Here is a 24,709-nt window from a genome sequence, read left to right as displayed (position 1 = left end):
TTAAACTTGAAAGAAGGCGTTTCTTCCCTTTTCAGACGGCCTGTGGCACGATATGATTCAATGATTAATAAATTTTTTGAGGCCGTCTGAAAAAGATAGGGAGAAACCGGCTTAATGAATATTATTCGTGCCTTATTGGTGGTATTGGGTTGCCTGACTTTGGGCGAGGCGGCCGTTTGGATTTTGGGGTTGAAGCTGCCGGGCAGCATTGTCGGCATGGGTTTGCTGTTTGCCGCGCTTCAGGCCGGCTGGGTCAAATTGTCTTGGGTGGAAGAGCTGGCGGACATTTTGATGGCGAACCTGACTTTGTTTTTGGTGCCGCCTTGCGTAGCCGTCATCAGCTATTTGGATGTGATTGCAAACGACTGGTTTTCGATTTTGACGGCCACCATCGTCAGTACGGTGTGCGTGTTGTTGGTCACGGGCAAAGTGCATGAGTGGGTCAGGAGGCTGATGTGATGGGCGATATCGACAATTTGTTGCGTATGCCCGTGCTTATGCTGTTTCTGACTTTGGCCGTGTATGCTTTGGCGGTGCAGATTCGGGTGCGCACGGGAAACGTTTTGTGCAATCCGGTATTGATCAGCACGCTGGTGTTGATGGGGTATTTGAAGGTATTTGCCATCGATTACGAGCTGTATCACGATGCGGCGCAGTTTATCGATTTTTGGTTGAAACCGGCGGTCGTATTGCTGGCCGTGCCGCTTTATCGAAATTGGGACCGTATCCGCAGCCAGTGGTTGCCTGTGGTGTTGTCGCAATTGGCGGGCAGCGTGACGGGCATTGTTACGGGCGTGTATTTCGCCAAATGGCTGGGCGCGTCGCGCGATGTGGTTTTGTCGTTGGCTTCCAAATCGGTGACCAACCCGATTGCAATTGAAATCACGGCATCGGTCGGCGGTATTCCGGCGATTACGGCGGCAACGGTGATTATCGCCGGACTTTTTGGACAGATGGCCGGATATAAAGTGTTGAAAGGGGCGTTGTACATGCCTTCTTCAGTGGGGATGTCTTTAGGGACGGCTTCCCATGCGATGGGGATTGCGGCGTCTTTGGAATACGGCCGCCGTATGGCCGCATATGCCGGCTTGGGCTTGACGCTCAACGGCGTGTTGACGGCGATATTGGTGCCTATCTTGATTCCCTTATTGGGCGTATAGCGTTTAGGCCGTCTGAAAATAGTGTAAACAGGAGAAAATGATATGGCTGTAAATTTGACTGAAAAACGTGCAGACGAATTGTTGGAAATCGACGGCATCCGTCTGTTTACGGGGCGTGCCGGCATCAAGCAACAAGACCGCGACGATTTGACGCTGATGGTGTTGGGCGGCGGCCATACGGTGGGCGCGGTGTTTACGCAAAACCGTTTCTGTGCCGCGCCGGTGCATATCGCCAAGTCGCATCTGTTTGACCAAGACGGTGTGAGTGCCTTGGTCGTTAATACGGGCAATGCCAATGCGGGTACCGGCGCACAAGGCCGTCTGGACGCGATTAAAGTGTGTGCGGCCGTGGCGGAACAGGTCGGCTGCCAATCCAATCAGGTGATGCCGTTTTCGACCGGCGTGATTTTGGAGCCGCTGCCTGTGGATAAAATCGTGGCCGCTTTGCCGCAAGTGCGCCCTGCATTCTGGTCGGACGCGGCGCGTGCCATCATGACGACGGACACTGTGCCGAAAGCCGCTTCACGCACAGGCCTGGTCGGCGAGAAACACACAGTCCGCGCCACCGGCATCGCTAAAGGCTCGGGCATGATTCATCCGAACATGGCGACCATGTTGTCGTTTATCGCCACCGATGCCAAAGTGTCCCAGCCGATTTTGCAGCTGATGACGCAAGAAATCGCAGACGAAAGTTTCAATACGATTACCGTGGACGGCGATACCAGTACCAACGACAGCTTCGTGATTATGGCGACAGGCCGTTGCGGTCAGAGCGAAATCGACAATACTGCCGATCCGCGCTATGCCCAGCTCAAAGCCTTGCTCGGTTCGCTGGCATTGGAATTGGCGCAGGCGATTGTCCGTGATGGCGAGGGCGCGACCAAGTTCATCACGATTGAAGTGCAAAACGCGAAAACCCGCGAAGAGGCGCGTAAAGTGGCTTATGCCGTCGCCCATTCGCCTTTGGTAAAAACCGCGTTCTTTGCCTCCGACCCGAACTTGGGCCGTCTGTTGGCTGCCGTCGGCTATGCCGGTATTGAAGACTTGGATGTCGATGCTTTGAAAATGTGGCTGGATGACGTGTTGGTAGCCGAAAACGGCGGCCGCGCGGAAAGCTATACCGAAGAGGCCGGACAAGCCGTGATGAACCGTCCGGAAATTACCGTCCGCATCGATTTGCAACGCGGCGATACGGAGGCGGTCGTCTATACCTGCGATTTGTCGCACGAGTATGTGTCGATTAACGCGGATTATCGTTCTTAAAAACCTTTATCCTTGTGTTCAGACGGCCTTTGAGAAAAGCATCAAGGCCGTCTGAATACATTGACTGTATGCCTATTATGAAATTTCCACAGACTTGGGCGGCGCGCCTCGCCCACAAAATCCGCCAAACCAAACGCCTGTCGAAAAAAAGCATGGCCTTTCTGTTTTTGCTGGCAGGCTCGGCACTGGTTGCCCTGACAGCTTTGCTGTTTGCGCGTCTGGCGGATTTGGCTTTGGAATGGAATGCTTTGCTGGCGGGCAAATATCCGTGGTTTGCGTGGGTGGCCTTGCCGCTGGGCTTGCCGCTTTTGGCGTGGTTTACGCGCAAATTTGCGCCGTACACTTCCGGCAGCGGTATTCCGCAGGTCATCGCTTCGTTGTCTTTGCCGTATGGTGCGCAGAAAACCCGTCTGATTCGTCTGGGCGAAACCTTTTTTAAGATTCCGCTGACGTTTTTGGGCATGATTTTGGGGGCGTCGATCGGTAGGGAAGGGCCGTCTGTACAAGTGGGTGCGGCGGTCATGAACGCTTGGGGCGCGTGGTGTAAAAAGCACGGGCTGGCGTTTAGGGGCATGCAGGAAAACGATTTGATTGCCGCAGGCGCGGCCGGCGGTTTGGCGGCGGCGTTTAACGCGCCTTTGGCCGGCGTGGTGTTTGCCATCGAAGAATTGGGGCGCGGCGTGATTTTGCGTTGGGAACGCCAAATCTTGATGGGCGTGTTGGCGGCCGGTTTCATTCAGGTGGCGATACAGGGCAACAACCCGTATTTTTCAGGGTTTCAAGGACACGAGCTGCCAAACATGCTGATGTGGGCCGCGGTGTCGGGCATCGTTTGCGGCGTGGCCGGCGGATTGTTCGGCAGCTTTTTGTATCGCGGCGCGGCGGCATTCGCACCGGTGCGCTGGCGCAGTTTCATCCGCCGTCATTTGTTGGTGGTCGCCTTTGTAATGGGCATTTTGCTGGCGCTGCTCGGTACGTTTTATCAAGGCAAAACCTATGGCACGGGCTATCACGAAGCCGCCGCCGCACTCAAAGGCGCGTATGAAGCGCCGTTCGGCTTGGCCGCCGCAAAATGGGCGGCAACCGTGTTCAGCTACTGGGCAGGCATTCCCGGCGGCATCTTCACGCCGTCGTTAACCATCGGCGCGATGATAGGCGAACACATGGCTTCTTTCGCACAACTGGGCGACGCATCCAATGTCGCGGTTTTGCTCTGCATGGCCGCATTCCTTGCCGCCGCGACCCAATCGCCGTTGACCGCCGCCGTGGTGGTAATGGAAATGACGGGCGGACAGAATTTGCTGTTTTGGATGCTGCTGACGTGCATCTTCGCTTCGCAAGTCTCGCGCCAATTCTCGCCGCATCCGTTTTACCATGCCGCAGGTTTGCGCTTCAGACGGCATATCGAAGCCGAAAGCGGACATGTTCCGCATGAGAAAAAAGAATAGATAGGCATATAAAAGGCCGTCTGAAAATCAGAGTTCAGACGGCCTTTTACTTTTATATATCGTTTAAAGCTGTATTACGGTTTACTTAAACAGCAAAATCAGCAACAAAACAACCGCAATCATACCCAGCCACAAACTTTGGCGTTGCTGTACTTTGACCAAGTGCACATAGGCATCGCGCATTTCCTGCTGGCGGTTTTCATCAACCAACGCATTGATTTTGCGCGGCAGGGAAGGGATGATTTGCGCCCAGTCAGGGGCTTCATTTTTGAGGTTGCGCCAAAGGGCCTTGGGGCCGACCTGTTCGTTCATCCATTTCACCAAAAACGGTTTGGCGGTTTTCCACAAGTCCAAATCGGGATCAAGCTGGCGGCCCAAGCCTTCGATGTTGAGCAGCGTTTTTTGCAGCAACACAAGCTGCGGTTGGATTTCGACATTGAAGCGGCGGCTGACTTCAAACAGGCGCATCAGCACCAAGCCGAAGGAAATTTGCGAAATCGGTTTGTTGAACACCGGCTCGCACACGGCGCGGACGGCGGCTTCCAATTCTTCCGCGCGCGTGTCGGCAGGTACCCAACCCGATTCGATGTGGGCGGTGGCGACGCGGTGGTAATCGCGGTTGAAAAAGGCAAGGAAGTTGATGGCGAGATAGCGTTTGTCGTAATCGGTCAGCGTGCCGACGATGCCGAAATCGAGGGCGATGTAGCGGTTGTCGGCGGCGACCAGAATGTTGCCGGGGTGCATATCCGCATGGAAAAAGCCGTCGCGGAAAACTTGCGTGAAGAAGATTTCCACGCCGTAATCGGCAAGTTTGTGCAAATCGATGCCGTCGGCTTTGAGTTTGGCAATATCGGATACCGGTGTACCGTCCATCCATTCGATGGTCAGTACGTCGCTGGTGCAGTAGTCGTAAAATACCTTGGGCACAATCAGCATATTGCTGTTTTGGAAATTGCGACCAAGCTGGCTGGCATTGGCAGCTTCGCGCATCAAATCCAATTCGTCGTGCAGGTATTTGTCAAATTCGGCCACGACTTCGCGCGGCTTCAAACGCTTGCCGTCTGAAAACAAACGTTCTACCCAGCCTGCACCAAAGCGCATCAGCGACAAATCCTGTTCGATAACGGGCAAAAGGTTGGGGCGCAAGACTTTCACGGCGACCTGTTCGCCCGAATGCAGGCGGGCTTTGTGTACCTGGGCGATGGACGCGCTGGCGACAGGCTCTGTTTCAAATTCCGCGTATAAAGTGTCGATGGATTGGCCTAAAGATTTTTCGATTTGCGAGCGCGAAAGCTGCGCATCAAACGGTGGCACTTTGTCTTGCAGTCTTGCCAGTTCGACCGCGTAATCATGCGGAATCAAATCGGGGCGCGTGGACAATACCTGTCCGAATTTGATGAAAATCGGCCCCAGGCTTTCCAACGCCAAACGCAGGCGCACGGCAGGCGTCTCGTGTTTGAACTTGGACGACTGCGGCAGCATATTGAGGAAAGTCCGCGCCCAACCCGGACGGACCAGCGAGGCAATCAGCTCGGCGAGGCGGTAGCGGTAGAGCGTGCAGAGGATGGTTTTGATGCGTTTGAGGCGGTTCATAGTGGGCGCGGATAAATCGAAAAAACAGAATTATATAGGAAAAATGGGTAAGGGCTTCAGACGGCCTGAGACTTTTGCAAAAATGTTTGCCGCATATCCGGCAATTTCGCAAAGGTTTGCGGTCGGCCGTTTTGATAAAAAGATGAATATTCACATCATAAATATTCGTCGGCCACTTGCCCAAACCGCCGATTCAAGCCATAATCGGAGCATGTGCAGGAGAGAGCTACACCCAACTACATGTGGCCACCGAAGGCGCAGACACCCTTAAATCGCTCAGGTATCAGGGACTGCACATTGAAACAAACAATCTGGAGAGCGGCGTTGGAATAACGTCCACCGAAGGGGAGAAGGCCGTCTGAACCACCATTCAGACAACCGCGCAAAGCAGTGAGCAGACTGGTTTGCCGTCCAGCGGATACGGCCGAAAATCTCAGGTTCAAGGACAGATAGGGTCATCCGCGCACAGGTGCGCGGGCGGCATCTGAACAATAAATCCGGAGAAACTTGAGAATGACTGCCCTGAAAACCACCCCGTTTTATCAAGCCCATCAAGATGCAGGCGCGAAGCTGGTCGATTTTGCCGGCTGGGAGCTGCCCATCCATTATGGTTCGCAAATCGCCGAACACGAAGCCGTGCGCACCGACGCCGGTATGTTCGACGTATCACACATGCTTGTTACCGACGTAGCAGGCGCAAATGCCAAAGCCTTTTTCCGCAAGCTGATTGCCAACGACGTTGCCAAACTCGCCTTCGTCGGCAAAGCCCTTTATTCCGCGCTGCTCAATGACAACGGCGGCGTGATTGACGACTTGATCGTTTACCGCACCAACGAAGCCGAAACCCAATACCGCATCGTATCCAACGGCGCGACCCGCGAAAAAGACACCGCCCAGTTCCACAAAGTCGGACAAGAGTTCGGCGTTGCCTTCAACTCGCGCTACGACCTCGGTATGCTTGCCGTGCAAGGTCCTAAAGCCATCGAAAAACTTTTGACCGTCAAACCAGAATGGGCGGATGTCGTCAACAACCTCAAACCGTTCCAAGGCGCGGATTTGGGCAATGACTGGTTTGTCGCCCGCACCGGTTACACCGGCGAAGACGGCGTCGAAGTCATCCTGCCCGGCACCGAAGCCGTCGCATTCTTCAAAGCCCTGCAACAAGCCGGCGTGCAGCCCTGCGGCCTCGGCGCACGCGACACCCTGCGCATGGAAGCCGGCATGAACCTCTACGGCAACGATATGGACGACGACACCAGCCCGCTCGAAGCAGGTATGGGTTGGACGGTTGATTTGAAAGACGAAAACCGCGATTTCGTCGGCAAAGCCGCCTTGCTGGCATTGAAAGAAAAAGGCGTTGCCGTCAAACAAGTCGGTTTGCTGCTCGATAAAGGCGGCATCCTGCGCGCACATATGGAAGTGTTGACCGACAAAGGCAAAGGCGAAACCACCAGCGGCGTATTCTCGCCCAGCCTGAAACAATCCATCGCCATCGCCCGCGTACCGAAAGAATTTGACGGCGATACCGCCAAAGTGCTGATTCGCGGCAAAGAAGTCGATGTGCGCGTACTGAAGCTGCCGTTTGTGCGCAACGGTCAAAAACAGTTTGATTAATATCGATTCAGACGGCCTTTATTTGTTAAGGGCCGTCTGAAAGCAGGTTTTAATTGTCGTCCGATACGGACGTTTATAGAAAGCATTGAACAAGGCATCTGTGGATATTGATTCACGCAGAGGCCGTCTGAAAATAACCCCTATCAATGGAGAATCAAACCATGAGCAACATCCCAGCCGAACTGAAATACGTTGCCAGCCACGAATGGCTGCGCCTTGAAGAAGACGGTACCATCACTGTCGGCATTACCCATCACGCGCAAGAGCTGTTGGGCGACATCGTGTTCGTCGAGCTGCCCGAAGTCGGTGCGAACCTGGCTGCCGAAGAGCAAGCCGGTGTGGTTGAGTCTGTGAAAGCCGCGTCCGACGTGTACGCGCCGATTGCAGGCGAAGTCGTTGCCGTCAACGAAGATTTGCCAAGCGCGCCGGAAACTGCCAACAGCGACCCTTACGGCGCAGGCTGGTTCTTCAAAATCAAACCTGCCAACCCTGCCGATTACGACGGTCTGCTGACTGCCGAACAATACGCAGGCGAAGTAGCTTGATTTTTGCAAACATCCAAACAGGTTTTATGCCTGTTTGATATTGCAGGTCTTAGGTCGTCTGAAAAATGCTTTCAGACGGCCTTTGTTTCAATTTTTCCTCAGTAAACATGAATTACTGCGAATTTGTCGCCACGCTGCCCGACGATACGGACAACCCCAACCAACATTATCACGACACGCAATACGGTTTTCCGATTGAGGACGACAATGAATTGTTTGAGCGGCTGGTGTTGGAAATCAATCAGGCAGGATTGAGCTGGACGCTGATGCTGAAGAAGCAGCAGGCATTTCAGACGGCATTCAAAGGTTTCGACATTGATACGGTTGCCGCATTTGACGAAGCCGATATTGAGCGGCTGCTTGCCAATGCAGGCATCGTCCGCAACCGCCTGAAAATCAACGCAGCCATTTATAACGCGCGACAAATCAAACAAATACAGCAAGAATACGGCTCATTCAAAAACTGGCTGGATGCACACCATCCGCTCGACAAGGCTGAATGGGTGAAGCTGTTTAAAAAACATTTTAAATTTGTCGGCGGCGAAATCGTCGGCGAATTTCTGATGAGTACCGGCTACCTGCCCGGCGCGCATGTGGAAAGCTGTCCGGTTTATAGGGAAATATTGGCATGTCGTCCGAAGTGGGCGGAGGCCGTCTGAAACAACATCTGAAAGAAAAAGCGGTTTTGATACCGATAACAAAAAAGGAGTAGAAATGAAACTATCTGAATTGTTCAACCCGAACGAATTTGCCGCGCGCCATTTGAGTTTCGGCGACGAGGCTGCGCTTTTGGAAGCGCTCGGTGAGAAGAGTATGGACGATTTTGTCGGCAACACCGTGCCGCAAAGCATCCGTATGCCGTCCGAACTCGACCTGCCCGAAGCCTTGACCGAGGCGGACGCTTTGGCGAAATTGAAAGGCATTGCGTCGAAGAACGTGATCAACAAATCCTATATCGGTTTGGGTTATTACCCGACTCGTGTGCCGAACGTGATTTTGCGCAACGTATTGGAAAATCCGGGTTGGTATACCGCCTACACCCCGTATCAGGCGGAAATCGCGCAGGGTCGTTTGGAAGCGTTGCTGAACTTCCAACAAGTGTGTATCGATTTGACCGGTTTCCCCGTGGCGGGTGCGTCTTTGCTGGACGAGGCGACCGCTGCCGCCGAAGCGATGGCGATGGCGCACCGCGTGGGCAAGGTGAAATCCGAGCGTTTCTTTGTGGACGAGCGCGTCTATCCGCAGACTTTGGACGTGATGAAAACCCGCGCCAAATATTTCGGCTTCGAGCTGGTGGTCGGCGATTTTGCCAAAGCGGATGAAGGCGAATACTTCGGCGCGCTGTTCCAATACGTCGGCAAAGACGGCGACGTGCAAGACTTGCAGGATGTTATCGGCCGTCTGAAAACCAAAGGCACGATTGTCGCCGTTGCCGCCGACATCATGAGCTTGGTTTTGCTGAAATCGCCTGCCGAGTTGGGCGCGGACATCGCGTTGGGCAACACGCAACGCTTCGGCGTACCGATGGGCTTCGGCGGTCCGCACGCTGCTTATTTCGCGTTTAAAGACGAGTTCAAACGCTCTGCCCCGGGCCGCATCATCGGCGTATCCAAAGACGCATCGGGCAAACCTGCCTTGCGCATGGCTTTGTCCACTCGTGAGCAACACATCCGCCGCGAAAAAGCGACATCCAATATTTGTACCGCGCAGGCATTGCTGGCGAACTTGGCCGGTATGTACGCCGTTTACCACGGCCCCGAAGGCGTAAAACGCATTGCCAACCGCATTCACGCGCTGGCTTCTGCCTTTGCCGATGCGCTGGTTTCAGACGGCCTGAATGTGGTTCACAAGGTCTTCTTCGATACCGTTACCGTTGATTTCGGCAGCAAAGAGAAAGCAGACCAAGTGTTCGCCGCTGCTTTGGAATCGGGCTACAACCTGCGCCGCGTCAACGATACTCAAGTTGCGGCAGCCTTCCATGAAACTTCGACACGCGAAGATTTAACTGATTTGTACTGCGCGTTTACCGGCAAAGATACGGCTACATTTGCCGATGACGTCAAAGGCCGTCTGAACGCCGAGTTGCTGCGTCAGGACGATATTCTGCAACATCCCGTGTTCAACCGTTACCACACTGAACACGAAATGCTGCGCTACCTGAAAAAACTCGAAGACCGCGATTTGGCGATGAACCGCAGCATGATTTCGCTCGGTAGCTGCACCATGAAGCTCAATGCGACTGCGGAAATGTTGCCGATTACTTGGGCAGAGTTCACCGACATCCACCCCTACGCCCCCAAAGACCAAGCCGCAGGCTACCGCGAACTCTTGACCGACATGGAAAACAGCCTGAAAGCCATTACCGGCTTTGACGCGATTTCCTTCCAGCCCAACTCCGGCGCACAGGGCGAATACAGCGGCATGCTGTCCATCCGCCGCTATCAAGAAGCCAACGGCGAGGGACACCGCAACATCTGCCTGATTCCCAAATCCGCCCACGGCACCAACCCCGCCACCGCCGCCATGCTGGGTTTGAAAGTCGTCGTTGTCGATACCGACGAACACGGCAACGTCAACATCGACGATTTGAAAGCCAAAGCCGAGCAACACCGCGACGCTTTGTCCGCCATCATGATTACCTATCCGTCCACCCACGGCGTGTACGAAGAAGGCATCCGCGACATCTGCCGCATCATCCATGAAAACGGCGGACAGGTTTACATGGACGGCGCCAACCTCAACGCCCAAATCGGCATCATGCAGCCTGCGGAGGTCGGCGCGGACGTGTTGCACATGAACCTGCACAAAACCTTCTGTATCCCTCACGGCGGCGGCGGCCCGGGCGTCGGCCCCATCGGCCTGAAAGCCCACCTCGCCCCGTTTGCACCGGGACACGCTTTGACCGACACCCACAGCGCCAGTGCCGACCAAACCGCCGTTGCTGCTGCGGCCTTCGGTTCTGCGTCCATCCTGCCGATTACTTGGATGTACCTGACCATGATGGGCAAACAAGGCATGGAACAGGCAACGTGCTGGGCATTGCTCAACGCCAACTATGTCGCCAAACGCCTGAGCGAAGACTATCCGATTCTGTATGCAGGCAAAAACGGCCGCGTCGCGCACGAATGTATCGTTGATTTGCGTCCGCTCAAAGCCGAAAGCGGCATCACAGAAACCGACATTGCCAAACGCCTGATGGACTACGGTTTCCACGCCCCGACGGTTTCCTTCCCCGTTGCCGGCACGCTGATGATTGAGCCGACCGAGAGCGAAAGCAAAGCCGAACTCGACCGCTTCATCGCCGCCCTGAAACAAATCAAACAGGAAGTGCTGAAAGTCGAGCGTGGCGAATGGCCGAAAGACGACAACCCGCTGGTCAACGCCCCGCACACCGCCGCCGACGTAACCGGCGAATGGGCGCACCCGTATTCCCGCGAAGAAGCCGTCTTCCCGTTGCCGTTTGTCCGCGAACACAAATTCTGGCCGAGCGTGAAACGTTTGGATGAGGTCTATGGCGACCGCAATCTGGTTTGCTCCTGCTTGCCGATTGACGCATACGAAGAATAAGCCTGAATAGGTTTAACATTGAACAGGCCGTCTGAAAATGAAAATAGTTTTCAGACGGCCTTTTGTTTGTTAAGATATTCCGCCCGAGAATGTACGTTTGTTTTAGGTAAAACAACAAATAAGGCTTTCGGAAAGATAAACGGCGCATGCCTTTGTTTGCGGATAAAACCAAACGGCTTTCAACAACGATAAACAAAAGGCCGTCTGAAAAACAGGAGGACACGATGGATGAACTTTTTATTCAAACGCTGACGATTGCCGGCTCCGATTCCGGCGGCGGCGCAGGCATACAGGCGGATTTGAAGACGTTTCAGATGCGCGGCGTGTTCGGCACCAGCGTACTGACCGCGGTTACCGCACAAAATACTTTGGGCGTATCGGCAGTGCATCCGATACCGACCGACATGATTGCCGCGCAGATTGCCGCGATTCAGGAGGATTTCCAAATCCGCGCCTATAAAATCGGCATGCTGGGTACGGCGGAAATCATCGAATGCGTGGCGGAACAAACCGCCGAATGCGACTTCGGCAAACGCGTGTTGGATCCGGTCATGATTGCCAAAGGCGGCGCGCCGTTGTTGGAAAATTCGGCCGTCGAAGCCATGAAACGCCTGCTGTTGCCGCATACGGACGTATTGACCCCCAATCTGCCCGAAGCGCAGGCATTGACGGGCATCAATATTGAAAACCGCCAAGATGCGGAACGCGCCGCCAAAATTCTTCAGGATTGGGGTGTGAAAAATGTGGTAATTAAAGGCGGCCATCTTGCCGACAGCCAAAGCGAATATTGCACCGACTGGCTGTTTACGCCAAACGAAACCATCGAGCTGAACAGCAAACGTTTCCCAACGCCGCATACGCATGGCACAGGCTGCACGTTTTCAGCCTGTATTGCTGCCGAGCTGGCAAAAGGGTTTGGCGTTCCCGAAGCGGTTCAGACGGCAAAAAACTATATCGCCGCCGCCATTTCCCATCCTTTGGGCATCGGGGCAGGGCACGGGCCGGTCAATCATTGGGCGTATCGGGACGAATAATGCGTTTAGGCCAATTGTAATTGATTGTATTTTTCAGACGGTCTGACTAGGTTTATCACTTGAAATTGTTTACAATATCAGATTAATGCTTTTACGGATAAAAAAAGACACCATGCAAGTTACCTCAAAATGGATAGACGGAATGTGCTTCGTCGGTACAACGGCAAACGGACACAGCGTTGTGATGGAAGGCGCGGCGGCTGAAGGCGAAGTCAAGCGCGGCCCCAGCCCGATGGAAATGCTGTTGTTGGGTGTGGCAGGCTGTTCCAGCATCGATGTGGTGATGATTGCCGAGAAACAACGCCAAAAAATCACCGACTGCCGTGCCGAAGTGACTGCCAAACGCGCCGACACCGCGCCGCGCGTGTTTACCGAAATCCATATCCACTTCAAAGTGTATGGCCGGGGTTTGCAAGAAAGCGCGATTGAACGCGCCGTACAGATGTCCGCCGAAAAATATTGCTCCGCATCGATTATGCTGGGCAAAGCGGCAAAAATGAGTCACAGCTTCGAAATCGTCGAAGCAGAATAGGGCGGTTTTCAAGGAAAAAGCCGGAGCGTGAAACGGCTGCCCACAAAAAAGCAGATATATTCACGCATTAACATGAATATATCTGCTTGCTTTTTATTCCTTTTTCTCTCTCTCTATCAGCCTTTATAACTTGGCTTGTTGACCTCATTGTGCAAGTTTCGTTTAACATTGTCAACAATTTTTAATTATATTTTAACCAACCCTGAAATATGCAGGTCTGCAAGCCATTGCGCCTCAACACAAATACTGGGGAAACATTATGGATTACGAAAATAATACCAACGTTGCGCCTGCAACTTCATCGCTTATTTTGGAAGAGCGTCACGATTCCGAGCTTTTCCGCGTGTACGCATTGATTTTGGACGGCATTACCGACCATCTGCTGCTGCCGGGCAAAAAACTGACCGAGTCCGAGCTGTGTCGGCAAATGGTTTGCTCGCGCAATACCGTGCGTGGCGCATTATCGCTTTTGGCGCACGATAAAATCGTCGATTTGCAGCCCAACCGCGGCGCATTTGTCCATGTGCCGGACTTGAAAGAAATGAAAGACGTGTTCAACACGCGTATCGAAATGGAAAGCATGATTCTGAGCGTCCTTATCGATATGCCTGATTTGGAAACGCGCCTGCAACCGCTTTACGCCATGATTGAGCAAGAGGGTGCAGCCTCCGAAAGCGGCGACCGCGTGGGTTGGAACCGCCTGTCCAATGCCTTCCATGTCGAATTGGCGCGGCTGCTGGACAACGATGTTCTGTTTGAAATTATGAATACCTTGTGCGCGCGTTCTTCACTGATTGTGGCCGTTTCCGATCCGCTTCGCAAAGAAAAGCGCACCATCAATTCCAATTCCCACCATGAACACCGCGAAATTCTCGATTTATTGGTGGCCGGCAAGCGCAACCGTGTGACCAAAGTCATGCGCCGCCACTTGAGCGCGTGCATCGAACGCTTGGAACAGAAACTCGAAATGTAATCGGTTTGACAATAAAAAGGCCGTCTGAAATATTCAGACGGCCATTGGTTTATCCCTGTAAAGCAAAATGCCATGAAACCCAAAATCCAAAGACACGAACATATCCTCACCCTTATCCGCGAACATAACTTCATGACGGTGGAAGAGCTGGCGGCGAATTTGGATGTGACGCCGCAAACCATACGCCGCGATGTGCAGGAATTGAGCGAAACCGGACAGCTCAAACGCTATCACGGCGGCGCGTCTTTGGGCGACGTTTCAGTCGTAACGGCAGGGCAGGAGCGGCGCAACCATCAGCAGCAGGAAAAAAACGCCATTGCCCGGCTGATTGCTTCCACCATTCCCGACAATGCCTCGCTCTTTATCAGCATCGGCACCACCATGGAAGCCGTCGCCGCCGAGTTGGTCAGACAGCGTAAAAACCTGCGGATTATCACCAACAACATCTACGCCGCCTCCATCACTGCGGCGCGTACCGACTACACGGTCATCATCGCTTCCGGCGTGGTCCGTCCGTTGGATGGCGGTATTACCGGCGTGGCGACTGTCGATTTCATCAATCAATTCAAAGTCGACTATGCCATCATGAGTACCCACGGCATAGAAAACGACGGCTCGCTTTTGGATGACGATTACAAGGAAGTTAGCGTCATGCAGGCGATGGTAAACAATGCCCGCGTGCGCTATCTCGGCGTCGACCACAGCAAGTTTAACAGCAATGCCTTGGTCCGACTGGGCGATATCGGCGCATTCGATAAACTGTTTACCGACCGCATACCATCCGCCGCCATGCAGAAAACCCTAAACGAGCGCGGCGTGGCGTGGCAGGTTGCCGAATTTATGCCGCTTTGAGTTCGGTTGTTATAAAAAGTTAATGAAATTCGGGTACAATGGGGAGGAGTTTCAGATGGCTGTTATTGGATGAGTAGGCCGTCTGAAAACCAATCATCCGTCCATAAATGTTCTTTGATTCAGGAGAACAGTTTTGAAAAACAGTAAAGATGAATTTCCCCCGTATTAGCGAAAAAAAATTTGCCGGCCTTTCATTGGCAGGCAGTATCGTTATTATCATCACTACTTCGATATGGTTCTATCTGGTAGGTCCTGAAGGTTTTGACGGCACATTGATTGCCGGTATGTTGATGCTTGTCTCGGCGAATCTGGTTTATGCTCTGTTTTACCGGCGTTTGCGTCCCGCTACGTTGGCGGGCAGCTTGTGGGCGACAGCCATCGTTTGGGTTTGGTATATGATAGAGGTGCTCGATGAGCTCGCTTACATTCGGCACGGTTCAGGTGATTTGTGGTTTGTGTTGCCTTTATTCTATGGCATCTCGCTGATTGCTTCCATTATCGCCACCGCAGCCCGCACCAAGCTGCTCTCTTTGGAAAAATCCTCGCTTCAAGCATTTTGGGCGTCTATGAGCTGGTCTTTTATCGGCAATGCCGGTTTGCTTTGGATTTTTTACCCAATCGCACTTTTGATTATTTTGGGTATCGTTCTGTTGATTAATCTGCTGGTCAAGTTGATCGATTCATCAATGGCACCCAAACGTATGGAAGACAATACTTCCAACCATTCCAATCTTCCATCAGATTCATAATTACCCATGCAGAGGTCGTCTGAAATGGTTTTCGGACGACCTCTGTGACTTGTATTTACTGTAAAGCCGTCCTGTTTTCAGGTAAAATCGGTACGACATAATATTTTCAGATAGCTCCCGACCATGCTCAATAAAGACCAATTCGCGGACAACCACTTTATCCGCACCATCATCGAAGAAGACCTCAAAAGCGGCAAACATACAGCCATCCAAACCCGCTTCCCGCCCGAGCCGAACGGCTACCTGCACATCGGCCACGCCAAATCCATCTGCCTGAACTTCGGTTTGGCGTATATTTACGACGGCTTGTGCAACCTGCGTTTTGACGATACCAACCCCGAAAAAGAAAATGACGAATACGTCAACGCCATCAAAGAAGATGTCGAGTGGCTCGGTTTCCATTGGGCGGGCGAGCCGCGTTTCGCTTCCAATTATTTCGACCAGCTTTACGATTACGCCGTCGGTTTAATCAAAGACGGCAAAGCGTATGTCGATGATTTGACGCCTGAAGAAATGCGCGAATACCGCGGTACGCTGACTGAAGCGGGTAAAAACAGCCCTTATCGCGACCGCAGCGTCGAAGAAAACCTTGACCTGTTCACGCGCATGAAAAACGGCGAATTTCCCGACGGCAGCAAAACCCTGCGCCTGAAAATCGACATGGCTTCGGGCAACATCAATATGCGCGATCCTGTCATCTACCGCATCCGCCGCGCCCATCACCACAACACAGGCGACAAATGGTGCATCTACCCGATGTACGACTACACGCATTGCATTTCCGATGCCATTGAAGGCATCACGCATTCCTTGTGTACACTCGAATTTGAAGCCCACCGTCCGTTGTACGACTGGGTGTTGGACAACATTCCTGCGCCGCACGCCACACGTCCGCGCCAATACGAGTTTTCCCGTTTGGAGCTTTTGTATTCCATCACCTCCAAACGCAAGCTGAACCAGCTGGTTTCAGACGGCCACGTTGCCGGCTGGGACGACCCGCGTATGCCAACGATTTCCGGTATGCGCCGCCGCGGCTACACGCCCGAAGGCCTGCGCCTGTTTGCCAAACGCGCCGGTATTTCCAAATCTGAAAACGTGGTCGATATGAGCGTGTTGGAAGGCGCGATTCGCGAAGAGCTGGAAAACTCCGCCCCGCGCCTGATGGCGGTTTTGAATCCGCTCAAAGTCACCCTGACCAACTTTGAAGCCGGTAAAACCCAAAGCCGCCGTGCCGCGTTCCATCCGAACCACGAAGAAATGGGCGATCGCGAAGTACCTGTTTCACAAACCATCTATATCGAAGCCGATGACTTTGCCGAAAATCCGCCTAAAGGCTTCAAACGCTTGATTCCCGGCGGCGAAGTGCGCTTGCGCCACGGCTATGTGATCAAGTGCGACGAAGTAGTAAAAGACGAAGCAGGCAATGTGGTCGAACTTAAATGCAGCATCGACCACGACACCTTGGGCAAAAATCCCGAAGGCAGAAAAGTCAAAGGCGTGATTCACTGGGTGTCTGCCGAACACGTAGCAGAAATCAAAGTCCGCCTGTACGACCGCCTCTTTACCGTCGAGCGTCCCGATGCCGTGCGCGGTGAAGACGGCGAATACCTGCCGTTTACCGATTTCCTCAATCCAGAATCCATCAAGGAAATCACCGCCTACGCCGAACCTGTCGCAAAAGATTTGCCGGCGGAGAGCCGTTGGCAGTTCGAGCGTATCGGCTATTTCGTCACCGACCGCAAAGACCACAGCAAAGACACGCCGGTGTTTAACCGCACGGTAACGTTGAAAGATTCTTGGCAGGCAAAATAATTGGTAAGAAGGCAGTCGTTATGTATCGGCTGCTTTTTTATATTTAACTTATTAATTTTATAGTAGATAATTTTATGGAAAACCAAATACACACTTCACTGGAAGTTCGATATCACGAGCCTGAACGTCTTCCTGCTTCTGCAGGCATCAAGTGGATTACCGACGCTTTCGGTATTTTCAAACTTCATCCGTGGAAATGGATGGGCGTATTATCGATTTATCTGATTGTAGGTCTTGTGGTTTCTATCGTGGATTTTCTAGAAATTAATGTACTTTCTAGTTTAAAAAACATTGTATTCGGCTGGGTGGGCTTATGCTTATTGGGCGGAACCATGTATGCTGCTAAGAATGCTGATAATGGAAAAGCCTTTGATGTTGAATGTTTTTTTGTTGTCTTTCAAGATAAAAAAATAAGTTTTTTCATTTTATTTTTAGTTCAAACGCTATTTGCGATTGTTGGTGATTTTTTTATTATTTCGCTATATTTTTTAGGTCATTGGGCAGTGATACTCAGTACAGTATTATTTACTTCGATCACTTTATTTGTGTTTTTATTGACACCTGCTTTGATTGTTTTAGATGGCCTGAATCCATGGGAGGCTATTAAGGCTAATGTAAAATCGACTATGTGCAATATTCCTTCAATGATAGTTTATATTGGAAGCGTTGCTCTCTTTTCTTCTATGTGGATTAATTTGGGTAATATGTTGCTTAGTATATTTAAGCATTGGATCGTCATAATCATACTATTCTTACCTGTTGTTACGATTTTATTGCTGTCCCCTTATATTGCTTACCGCAGTATTTACCCTAATGGTCGTATTGTAAAATCCTAAGTGGATAAAGGCCGGCTGAAACATTTTCAGACGGCCTTTGTCGATAAAAGGGATGAGATGGAACGTTATTCTGTACATTTGAAACTGCTGGGAATGGCGGTGTTGTGGGGCGCGTCCTGGCCGATGGGGCGGATGTTGGGGCAGTCGCTGCCGCCGCTGACGGGCGGGGCGGTTCGGTTTGTTTTGGCTTCGGTTTTGTTGCTGGGCTGGTTGTTTGCGCGCAGCAGATTCACGACTTTGGCGGCTTTGTCGGTGCGGCAATGGCTGGGTCTGACGGCAGCCGCTTCCGTCGGCGTGTGCGGCTATGCGGTGTTTTTTATGCTGGGTTTGCAGACTATGCCGGCAGGCAAGGCGGCGGTGGTTGTGGCGGTGAATCCCGTGTTGACGCTGCTGTTGGCAACTTGGTTTTTCGGCGAGCGTTTAAATGTGAAGATTTTGGCGGGTATGCTGCTGGCGGTCGGCGGTGCCATTATGGTGGTAACGCAAGGGCAGCCGTTGACGGTATTGTCGGGCGGCATCAAGGCGGGGGAGTGGCTGATTTTCGGCTGCGTGGTCTGTTGGGCGGCTTATACCTTAATCGGTCGCGCGGTTTTGCGTGGGATAGATGCGCTGACGGTAACGACGGCAACGTCGTTCATTGGTGCGTTGATGTTGTCGGTGGTGGCGTTGTGGACAGACGGAGTGCCGTTTGAGGCGATAGCGGCAATGGATGGGCGCGGTTGGACAGCCTTGGCGTGGCTGGTCATTGGTGCGACGGTATTGGCCTATGCGTGGTATTTCGAAGGCGTGAAGACTTTGGGTGCAGGCAGCGCGGCGGCGTATATTACGCTTGTGCCGATTTTCGGTGTGCTGTCTTCGGCGTGGTTTTTGGGCGAACCGCTGCATATTTCGCTGGTTGCGGGCTGCGCGGCGGCAGTCGGCGGCATGACGCTGATGCGGTACGGGCAGAGGGCCGTCTGAAGTTGGGTAAATACTCGGATTTTGGGCGATGGGGTTGCGATTGCCAAGCTGTTGCCGGCCATAATCTTATTGTAGGGTAAGATTATGGTCTCGGCTCAGCGTTCGATTTAAAAATTTGACACCCTGCCTCCAACTGCCTAAAATTCAACTTTCTCAAAAATCTACCGTATCCTGCGGCACGATTTCATACTTTCAGACGGCCTGTGTGCCATCTCTCTGATACCATCCAAAATATATCAATACTATGCACGTTTCAGAACTCCAAACCCTCCACATTTCCAAACTCTTGGAAATGGCAGAAGAACATGGCATTGAAAACGCCAACCGTTTCCGCAAACAAGACCTCGTTTTTGCCATCGTCCGCCAGATGATGAAGCAGAATGTCAGCTTTACCTGTTCGGGTACACTGGAAATCCTGCCCGACGGCTTCGGTTTCCTGCGCAGCGCAGATACTTCTTATCTTGCCGGTCCTGACGATATTTATGTTTCGCCCACGCAAATCCGCCGCTTCAATCTGCACACCGGCGACACCATCGAAGGCAGCGTGCGCGTGCCGAAAGACAATGAGCGCTATTTCGCGCTTGTCCGCCTCGATACCATCAACGGCGATCCGCCCGAAGTCTGCAAACACAAAATCCTTTTTGAAAACCTCACGCCTTTATTCCCAACCGAACAATTCAAACTCGAGCGCGACATTAAAGCCGAAGAGAATCTGACCGGCCGCGCCATCGACTTGGTTTCCCCAATCGGTAAAGGCCAACGTGCATTGTTGGTGGCGCCGCCTAAAACCGGTAAAACCGTGATGTTGCAAAACATCGCCCACGCCATTACCGCCAATTATCCTGATGTCGAGCTGATTGTCCTGTTGATTGACGAGCGTCCGGAAGAAGTGACCGAAATGAGCCGTTCTGTACGCGGCGAAGTCGTTTCCTCTACGTTTGACGAGCCTGCACAACGCCATGTACAAGTGGCCGAGATGGTGATTGAAAAAGCCAAACGCATGGTCGAACATAAAAAAGACGTGGTCATCCTGCTGGATTCGATTACCCGTTTGGCGCGTGCCTACAATACCGTTGTGCCGACTTCGGGCAAAATCTTGACCGGCGGTGTCGATGCCAACGCTTTGCACCGTCCGAAACGCTTCTTCGGTGCCGCGCGTAATGTGGAAGAAGGCGGTTCGCTTACCATTATTGCGACAGCGCTTGTTGAAACCGGCAGCCGCATGGACGACGTGATTTACGAAGAGTTCAAAGGTACGGGCAATATGGAATTGCACCTTGACCGCCGTATGGCAGAAAAACGCCTGTTCCCGGCCATCAGCATCAATAAATCCGGTACGCGCCGCGAAGAATTGCTGGTGCCGAACGATCAGTTGCAGCGCATGTGGCTCTTGCGTAAATTCCTCCATCCGATGGACGAAATCGAAGCGACCGAGTTTTTGGTGGGCAAACTCAAAGACTCCAAAAACAATGACGATTTCTTTGAATTGATGCGCGGTAAATAAACATAAGGCCGTCTGAATATGTTTCAGACGGCCTTTGCTTCATTTTAGGAAACGCTTATGAATACCCGAATGAATTGGCAAAACTTATTGTCCACCCAACGCTTCCGTCCCAAAAACGGCGAAATCGTGCCGACCGTTACCCCTTCGACTCAGGAAGGTGCCGATGCTTTGCGTACGGATTTTCACATCGATTACGACCGGGTTGTTTTTTCCGGAGCCTTCCGCCGCCTTGGCCGAAAAACGCAAGTGCATCCGCTGGCGCAACACGATTTGACGCACAACCGCCTGACGCACAGCGTTGAAGTTGCCAGCGTGGGCAGGAGCTTGGGCAACCGCGTGGGCGTGATGTTGCACAACGGCGGTTTTCTGCCGCAGGGCAATACGCCCAGCAATATTGGTGCCGTGGTGCAGGTTGCCTGTTTGGCGCATGATTTGGGCAATCCGCCGTTTGGCCATACCGGCGAAGATGCTTTGCGCGATTGGTTTAGACGGCCAGAACATCAAATTTATCTGAACACATTGAACGAAGCGGAACGCAACGATATTCAAACCTATGAAGGCAATGCGCATAGCCTGCGTATCGTCGCCAGCCTTGAAATGTATCCCGAGGCTGGTGGAATGCGTCTGACTGCGGCAGCCATCGGCGCATTGTTGAAGTATCCGTGGACAACGCAACATCCGAACGGCAGAAAAAAATTCAATATTTATCAAACCGAGTTGCCGTTTATCCGTCAAGTTGCCGACGAATTGGGGCTGGTTTCCGCAGGAGCAGACAGCTGGGCGCGCCATCCTTTGTCTTATTTGATGGAGGCCGCCGACGATATCTGCTATGCCTTGCTGGACTTGGAAGATGCCGTCGAATTGGATTTGCTCACGGATACGGAAGTAGAAAGTATTTTGTCCGAGCTGACCTTTGCCGAAAGCGCGTGGCACGCCAGCTCCAGCCGTCAGCGTTGCGCCATGTTGCGCGGCATTGCGATCGGCAAGGCGATTGATGATGTCGCACAAACCTTTATGCTGCATCAGTCCGACTTGTTGGACGGAACATTCAAAGGCAAAGATTTGCTGGCTCTGTGCAGCCCGCAAGTGCAAAACACTTTGGCAAAAGCAAAAGAATTGGCGCAAACACGGATTTTCCGCCATCACACCAAACTCTTGACCGAAATCGCCACGTTCCCATGCTTAGGCTCCATCTTGGATTTGCTTGTCCCTGCCGCTTATGCCCTGATTGCTGAAAAACAGTTGGCAACGCGTCAGTCTCTGGCATTGGAATTATTGAAAAAGCACAATCCGATTCTTCCTGAAGACAGTCTGTATCAGGCCTATATGAAGATTTTGGATTTTGTCGGCGGCATGACCGATAATTCCGCCGCCAAAATGGCGCAGGATTTGTCAGGAGTAGGGATTTTACGTTAATTTTATATTATTTAATTTCAAATAGTTAAATAAAAATATAAAAAATATCCGTGAAAAGGGTAGACAGGTTTTAGGAAAGCCTATATCATTCGGTCTTCTTGATTCACAACGCACTAGCGAAGTGATGAGGATGCACCCGTAGCTCAGTTGGATAGAGTATCTGGCTACGAACCAGAGGGTCGGGCGTTCGAATCGCTCCGGGTGCGCCACAAGATTTATCTGCGCCCATCGTCTAGCGGTTAGGACATCGCCCTTTCACGGCGGTAACCGGGGTTCGATTCCCCGTGGGCGTGCCAGTTTTCAAAAAAACGCAATCTGTTTTAGATTGCGTTTTTTTATTGCATTTCTTGTTTGTGTTCTAAGGCCGTCTGAAACTCACGGCAACTCAAGAGACAGAAGTGTGTCAAATCAATTGCCCAGACTTTTTGTCGTTCTATGTGTTTTTCAATCTTATTTTACCCTTGTCAAAACCCGATTTATTGACAATAGTATTCATCTTAAAAATTTCCAAACCTGAATTTACATGATTTCATATTTATAATTTCTTGATTTTAGAAAATAAAAATATTTATTTGAACTTTTCTTAAAAAATGCCGTCTGAGGTAAAGACAAGACGGAATATCTCTGTTAATGTGTAAATGTCAGCCGGCGTTTGCCGGTTTTTTATTGAAACCATTTGGGAGTCAATTATGAATATGAATGTTAAATTAATCGTTCCTGCCGTTTTGGCGGCTGTTGCCCTGACTGCATGCAGCAGCGGTTCTAAAGCCAAACCTGAAGCCAAAGCTGCGCCTACTGCGCAACAACAAACTCAAGCTCAGGCTCAACAAGCTCAAGCTCCAGTACCTAATACTTTGAAAGTGGACTCTATCGACGGTACTAAAGAAGTTCACTACAAATGCGGTAAAGACGGCAAAGAGCCTCTGAGCGTCATGTACGGCTTCAAAGGCAACGAAGTTGTTGCCGCTCAAGTAAAATACAAAGGTCAAGTAACTGAAAACCTGTTCCGTATCACCGACAGCAGCAAAGATGTAAACGCATTCTGGGGCGGCAACGTTGCTTGGATTGCTGAAGCAGCCACTGCAGCCAACGTGGACAAAGTGGACGGCAACATGCTGACTATCCGCGGTACTACCGAAGTAAACGGCAAACAAGAAGTGGTTGACCAAATCGCTACCCGTTTCTGCGTATTGGACAAAGGCGCGAAAGCTGCCGCTAAACCAGCCGCTAAAAAAGTGAAAAAATAATTTTTTATCGACAGCTTTAAACGCTGGGTAAAATAAAACAGGCCGTCTGAAAACTTTTCAGACGGCCTGTTCTTTTGAGTGATTTAACCCAAGAACCAGAATTTCAGTGCCCACAATACGGCGACAATCCATACCATAGGCGGTACGTCTTGAGTGCGGTTGCACAAGAGCTTGATGAGTGCGTAGCTGATAAAGCCAAACGCAATACCGTCGGCAATCGAGTAGGTAAACGGCATGAAGACGATGGTCAGGAATGCCGGTGCGGCTTCGGTCATGTCGTCCCAATCGATTTCGCGCGCGCTGCGCAACATTTGCGCGCCAACATAGAGCAGGGCGGGAGCGGTAGCGAATGCAGGAATGCTTTGAACCAGCGGCGAGAAAATCAGGCAGGCCAGCATCAGGATGCCGACGGTAACGGCAGTCAGACCAGTACGGCCGCCGGCAGAAACACCTGCCGCGCTTTCAACGTAAGGAGTGGTAGAAGACGTACCCAAGGCGGCACCGGCGACGATGGCGGTTGAGTCGGCAAGCAGGGCGCGTTTCAAACGCGGCAGTTTGCCGTCTTGCAACAGGCCTGCGCGGTGGGAAACGCCGACCAAGGTGCCGGTAGAGTCAAACAGGTCAACCAGGAAGAATACAAAAATCACGCTGACCATGCTGACGGTGAACAAGCCTTTGAAGTCCATCTGCATGAAAGTCGGTGCAATGCTCGGAACTTCGCCGACCACGCCTTTGAACTCGCTCAAGCCCAAGACGGTGGAGACGGCGGTCAGCGTCAGAATGGTAATAATGATGGAGCCTTTGACGCGGAAGTGGCCGAGTGCAACCACCATGACAAAGCCTGCCATCGCCAGCAGGGCGGTAGGCTGGTGGATGTCGCCCAAGCCGACCAATGTGGCAGGATTGGCCACAATCACGCCCGCGCCTTTGAGTGCAATCAATGCCAAGAAGAGGCCGATACCTGCGGCAATCGACATTTTCAAGCCCATAGGCAGGGCGTTGACCAGCATTTCACGCACTTTAAAGAAACTGAACAGGATGAAAATGATGCCGGAAATGAAAACGGCACCCAAAGCCACACGCCAGTCCACGCCCATGCCTTTGACGACGGCAAAGGTAAAGTAGGCGTTCAAGCCCATGCCCGGCGCGAGGGCGATCGGGTAGTTGCCGACAAAGCCCATCACGAAACAGCCGATGGCGGAGGCGATACAGGTGGCCACAAATACTGCGCCCATATCCATGCCGGTTTCGCCCAAAATCAGGGGGTTGACGATGATGATGTAGCACATGGCGAGGAAGGTGGTCAAACCGGCCATGATTTCAGTGCGGACGTTGGTCTGATTGGCACTCAGGTTGAACAATCGTTCCAAAACGCTTTGATTTGAAGAACTCATTTAAAAATATTCCTTTTGGGAAAGCCGCCTGCGGGACGGCATCGTCGGATTGGTCTGCAAAAAGTTTGGTTTTTGGCCTTAACTTCTCAACAGATAAGGGAATTTTCGGGCGGTATTATACTGAAAAGCCTTTTGTTCGGGTAATAAAAATACATGAATCAGATAATGCTGTGCCGAACCAAGATAAAGGCCGTCTGAACAGTTTCAGAC

21 protein-coding genes, 2 tRNA genes and 1 riboswitch are annotated in these 24,709 nt (G+C 52.0%); of the genes, 21 read left to right on the top strand and 2 right to left on the bottom strand.

What is annotated here, in order from left to right:
- Nucleotides 1-114 precede the first annotated feature (114 nt).
- The 4 genes from FOC66_RS06720 (at nt 115) to FOC66_RS06705 (ending at nt 3,871) form a co-directional block, all read left to right on the top strand.
- The gene (locus FOC66_RS06720; protein WP_003748870.1) at nt 115-459 is read left to right on the top strand and encodes a CidA/LrgA family protein; all 345 of its coding nucleotides are present in this window, start codon (nt 115-117) and stop codon (nt 457-459) included.
- A complete protein-coding gene (locus tag FOC66_RS06715; RefSeq protein ID WP_003748867.1) occupies nt 459-1,160 on the top strand; it encodes an LrgB family protein in 702 nt (233 codons plus the stop codon). Before FOC66_RS06720 ends, FOC66_RS06715 begins: the two co-directional genes overlap by 1 nt.
- A gap of 42 nt (nt 1,161-1,202) precedes the next feature.
- A complete protein-coding gene (argJ, locus tag FOC66_RS06710; protein WP_003748863.1) occupies nt 1,203-2,423 on the top strand; it encodes a bifunctional glutamate N-acetyltransferase/amino-acid acetyltransferase ArgJ in 1,221 nt (406 codons plus the stop codon).
- Nucleotides 2,424-2,500: 77 nt separating this feature from the next.
- Nucleotides 2,501-3,871 carry a chloride channel protein gene (locus tag FOC66_RS06705; protein ID WP_036494011.1) on the top strand — a complete coding sequence of 457 codons (1,371 nt, stop codon included), beginning with the start codon at nt 2,501-2,503 and terminating at the stop codon, nt 3,869-3,871.
- 81 nt (nt 3,872-3,952) lie between these two features.
- Here the strand turns inward: FOC66_RS06705 and ubiB are convergent, their stop codons facing one another.
- Nucleotides 3,953-5,464, bottom strand: coding sequence for a ubiquinone biosynthesis regulatory protein kinase UbiB (ubiB, locus tag FOC66_RS06700; RefSeq protein WP_003748860.1), 1,512 nt, complete (start codon nt 5,462-5,464; stop codon nt 3,953-3,955).
- 206 nt (nt 5,465-5,670) lie between these two features.
- Nucleotides 5,671-5,767: riboswitch (glycine riboswitch) on the top strand.
- Nucleotides 5,768-5,977: 210 nt separating this feature from the next.
- On the opposite strand from ubiB, the gene gcvT reads away from it, so the two are divergent.
- From gcvT to FOC66_RS06615, 17 genes are all read left to right on the top strand, one after another.
- Nucleotides 5,978-7,078 (top strand): glycine cleavage system aminomethyltransferase GcvT, encoded by a 1,101-nt coding sequence (gene gcvT / locus FOC66_RS06695; RefSeq protein WP_003748858.1) that lies wholly within the window; start codon nt 5,978-5,980, stop codon nt 7,076-7,078.
- A 146-nt stretch (nt 7,079-7,224) separates the two neighbouring features.
- Nucleotides 7,225-7,623, top strand: a complete 399-nt coding sequence (gcvH, locus tag FOC66_RS06690) for a glycine cleavage system protein GcvH (RefSeq protein ID WP_036494010.1) — start codon at nt 7,225-7,227, stop codon at nt 7,621-7,623.
- Between the two features lie 107 nt (nt 7,624-7,730).
- Nucleotides 7,731-8,282, top strand: coding sequence for a DNA-3-methyladenine glycosylase I (locus tag FOC66_RS06685; RefSeq protein ID WP_036494008.1), 552 nt, complete (start codon nt 7,731-7,733; stop codon nt 8,280-8,282).
- Between the two features lie 55 nt (nt 8,283-8,337).
- On the top strand, nt 8,338-11,190 hold the full coding sequence (gene gcvP, locus FOC66_RS06680) for an aminomethyl-transferring glycine dehydrogenase (RefSeq protein WP_003748853.1): 2,853 nt from the start codon (nt 8,338-8,340) through the stop codon (nt 11,188-11,190).
- 224 nt (nt 11,191-11,414) lie between these two features.
- Nucleotides 11,415-12,224, top strand: a complete 810-nt coding sequence (gene thiD, locus FOC66_RS06675; protein ID WP_003748851.1) for a bifunctional hydroxymethylpyrimidine kinase/phosphomethylpyrimidine kinase — start codon at nt 11,415-11,417, stop codon at nt 12,222-12,224.
- 112 nt (nt 12,225-12,336) lie between these two features.
- Entirely contained in the window at nt 12,337-12,756 is a 420-nt protein-coding gene (locus FOC66_RS06670; RefSeq protein WP_003748849.1) for an OsmC family protein, read from the top strand.
- A gap of 259 nt (nt 12,757-13,015) precedes the next feature.
- On the top strand, nt 13,016-13,729 hold the full coding sequence (locus FOC66_RS06665) for a GntR family transcriptional regulator (RefSeq protein WP_003748847.1): 714 nt from the start codon (nt 13,016-13,018) through the stop codon (nt 13,727-13,729).
- Nucleotides 13,730-13,801: 72 nt separating this feature from the next.
- The gene (locus tag FOC66_RS06660) at nt 13,802-14,581 is read left to right on the top strand and encodes a DeoR/GlpR family DNA-binding transcription regulator (RefSeq protein WP_003748845.1); all 780 of its coding nucleotides are present in this window, start codon (nt 13,802-13,804) and stop codon (nt 14,579-14,581) included.
- A 149-nt stretch (nt 14,582-14,730) separates the two neighbouring features.
- Entirely contained in the window at nt 14,731-15,330 is a 600-nt protein-coding gene (locus FOC66_RS06655) for a hypothetical protein (RefSeq protein WP_003748844.1), read from the top strand.
- 123 nt (nt 15,331-15,453) lie between these two features.
- Nucleotides 15,454-17,142 carry a glutamine--tRNA ligase/YqeY domain fusion protein gene (locus FOC66_RS06650; RefSeq protein WP_003748842.1) on the top strand — a complete coding sequence of 563 codons (1,689 nt, stop codon included), beginning with the start codon at nt 15,454-15,456 and terminating at the stop codon, nt 17,140-17,142.
- Between the two features lie 74 nt (nt 17,143-17,216).
- Nucleotides 17,217-17,978: a hypothetical protein gene (locus FOC66_RS06645; RefSeq protein WP_003748840.1), complete on the top strand. Its 762-nt coding sequence runs from the start codon at nt 17,217-17,219 to the stop codon at nt 17,976-17,978.
- 57 nt (nt 17,979-18,035) lie between these two features.
- The gene (locus FOC66_RS06640) at nt 18,036-18,938 is read left to right on the top strand and encodes a DMT family transporter (RefSeq protein ID WP_036494007.1); all 903 of its coding nucleotides are present in this window, start codon (nt 18,036-18,038) and stop codon (nt 18,936-18,938) included.
- A 244-nt stretch (nt 18,939-19,182) separates the two neighbouring features.
- Nucleotides 19,183-20,442: a transcription termination factor Rho gene (gene rho / locus FOC66_RS06635; protein ID WP_003748836.1), complete on the top strand. Its 1,260-nt coding sequence runs from the start codon at nt 19,183-19,185 to the stop codon at nt 20,440-20,442.
- Between the two features lie 57 nt (nt 20,443-20,499).
- Entirely contained in the window at nt 20,500-21,858 is a 1,359-nt protein-coding gene (locus FOC66_RS06630; protein WP_003748834.1) for a deoxyguanosinetriphosphate triphosphohydrolase, read from the top strand.
- 132 nt (nt 21,859-21,990) lie between these two features.
- A tRNA-Arg gene (locus tag FOC66_RS06625) sits at nt 21,991-22,067 on the top strand.
- A gap of 12 nt (nt 22,068-22,079) precedes the next feature.
- Nucleotides 22,080-22,154, top strand: a tRNA-Glu gene (locus FOC66_RS06620).
- A 393-nt stretch (nt 22,155-22,547) separates the two neighbouring features.
- On the top strand, nt 22,548-23,105 hold the full coding sequence (locus tag FOC66_RS06615; protein ID WP_003748832.1) for a hypothetical protein: 558 nt from the start codon (nt 22,548-22,550) through the stop codon (nt 23,103-23,105).
- 83 nt (nt 23,106-23,188) lie between these two features.
- Here the strand turns inward: FOC66_RS06615 and FOC66_RS06610 are convergent, their stop codons facing one another.
- Entirely contained in the window at nt 23,189-24,499 is a 1,311-nt protein-coding gene (locus FOC66_RS06610; protein ID WP_003748830.1) for an NCS2 family permease, read from the bottom strand.
- Between the last annotated feature and the right edge of the window lie 210 nt (nt 24,500-24,709).

The sequence above is a fragment of the Neisseria mucosa genome (assembly GCF_013267835.1).
Taxonomy (GTDB): Bacteria; Pseudomonadota; Gammaproteobacteria; order Burkholderiales; family Neisseriaceae; genus Neisseria.
Note: the sequence above shows the minus strand (reverse complement) of the source record. Positions and strands in the feature narration are given on the sequence as shown.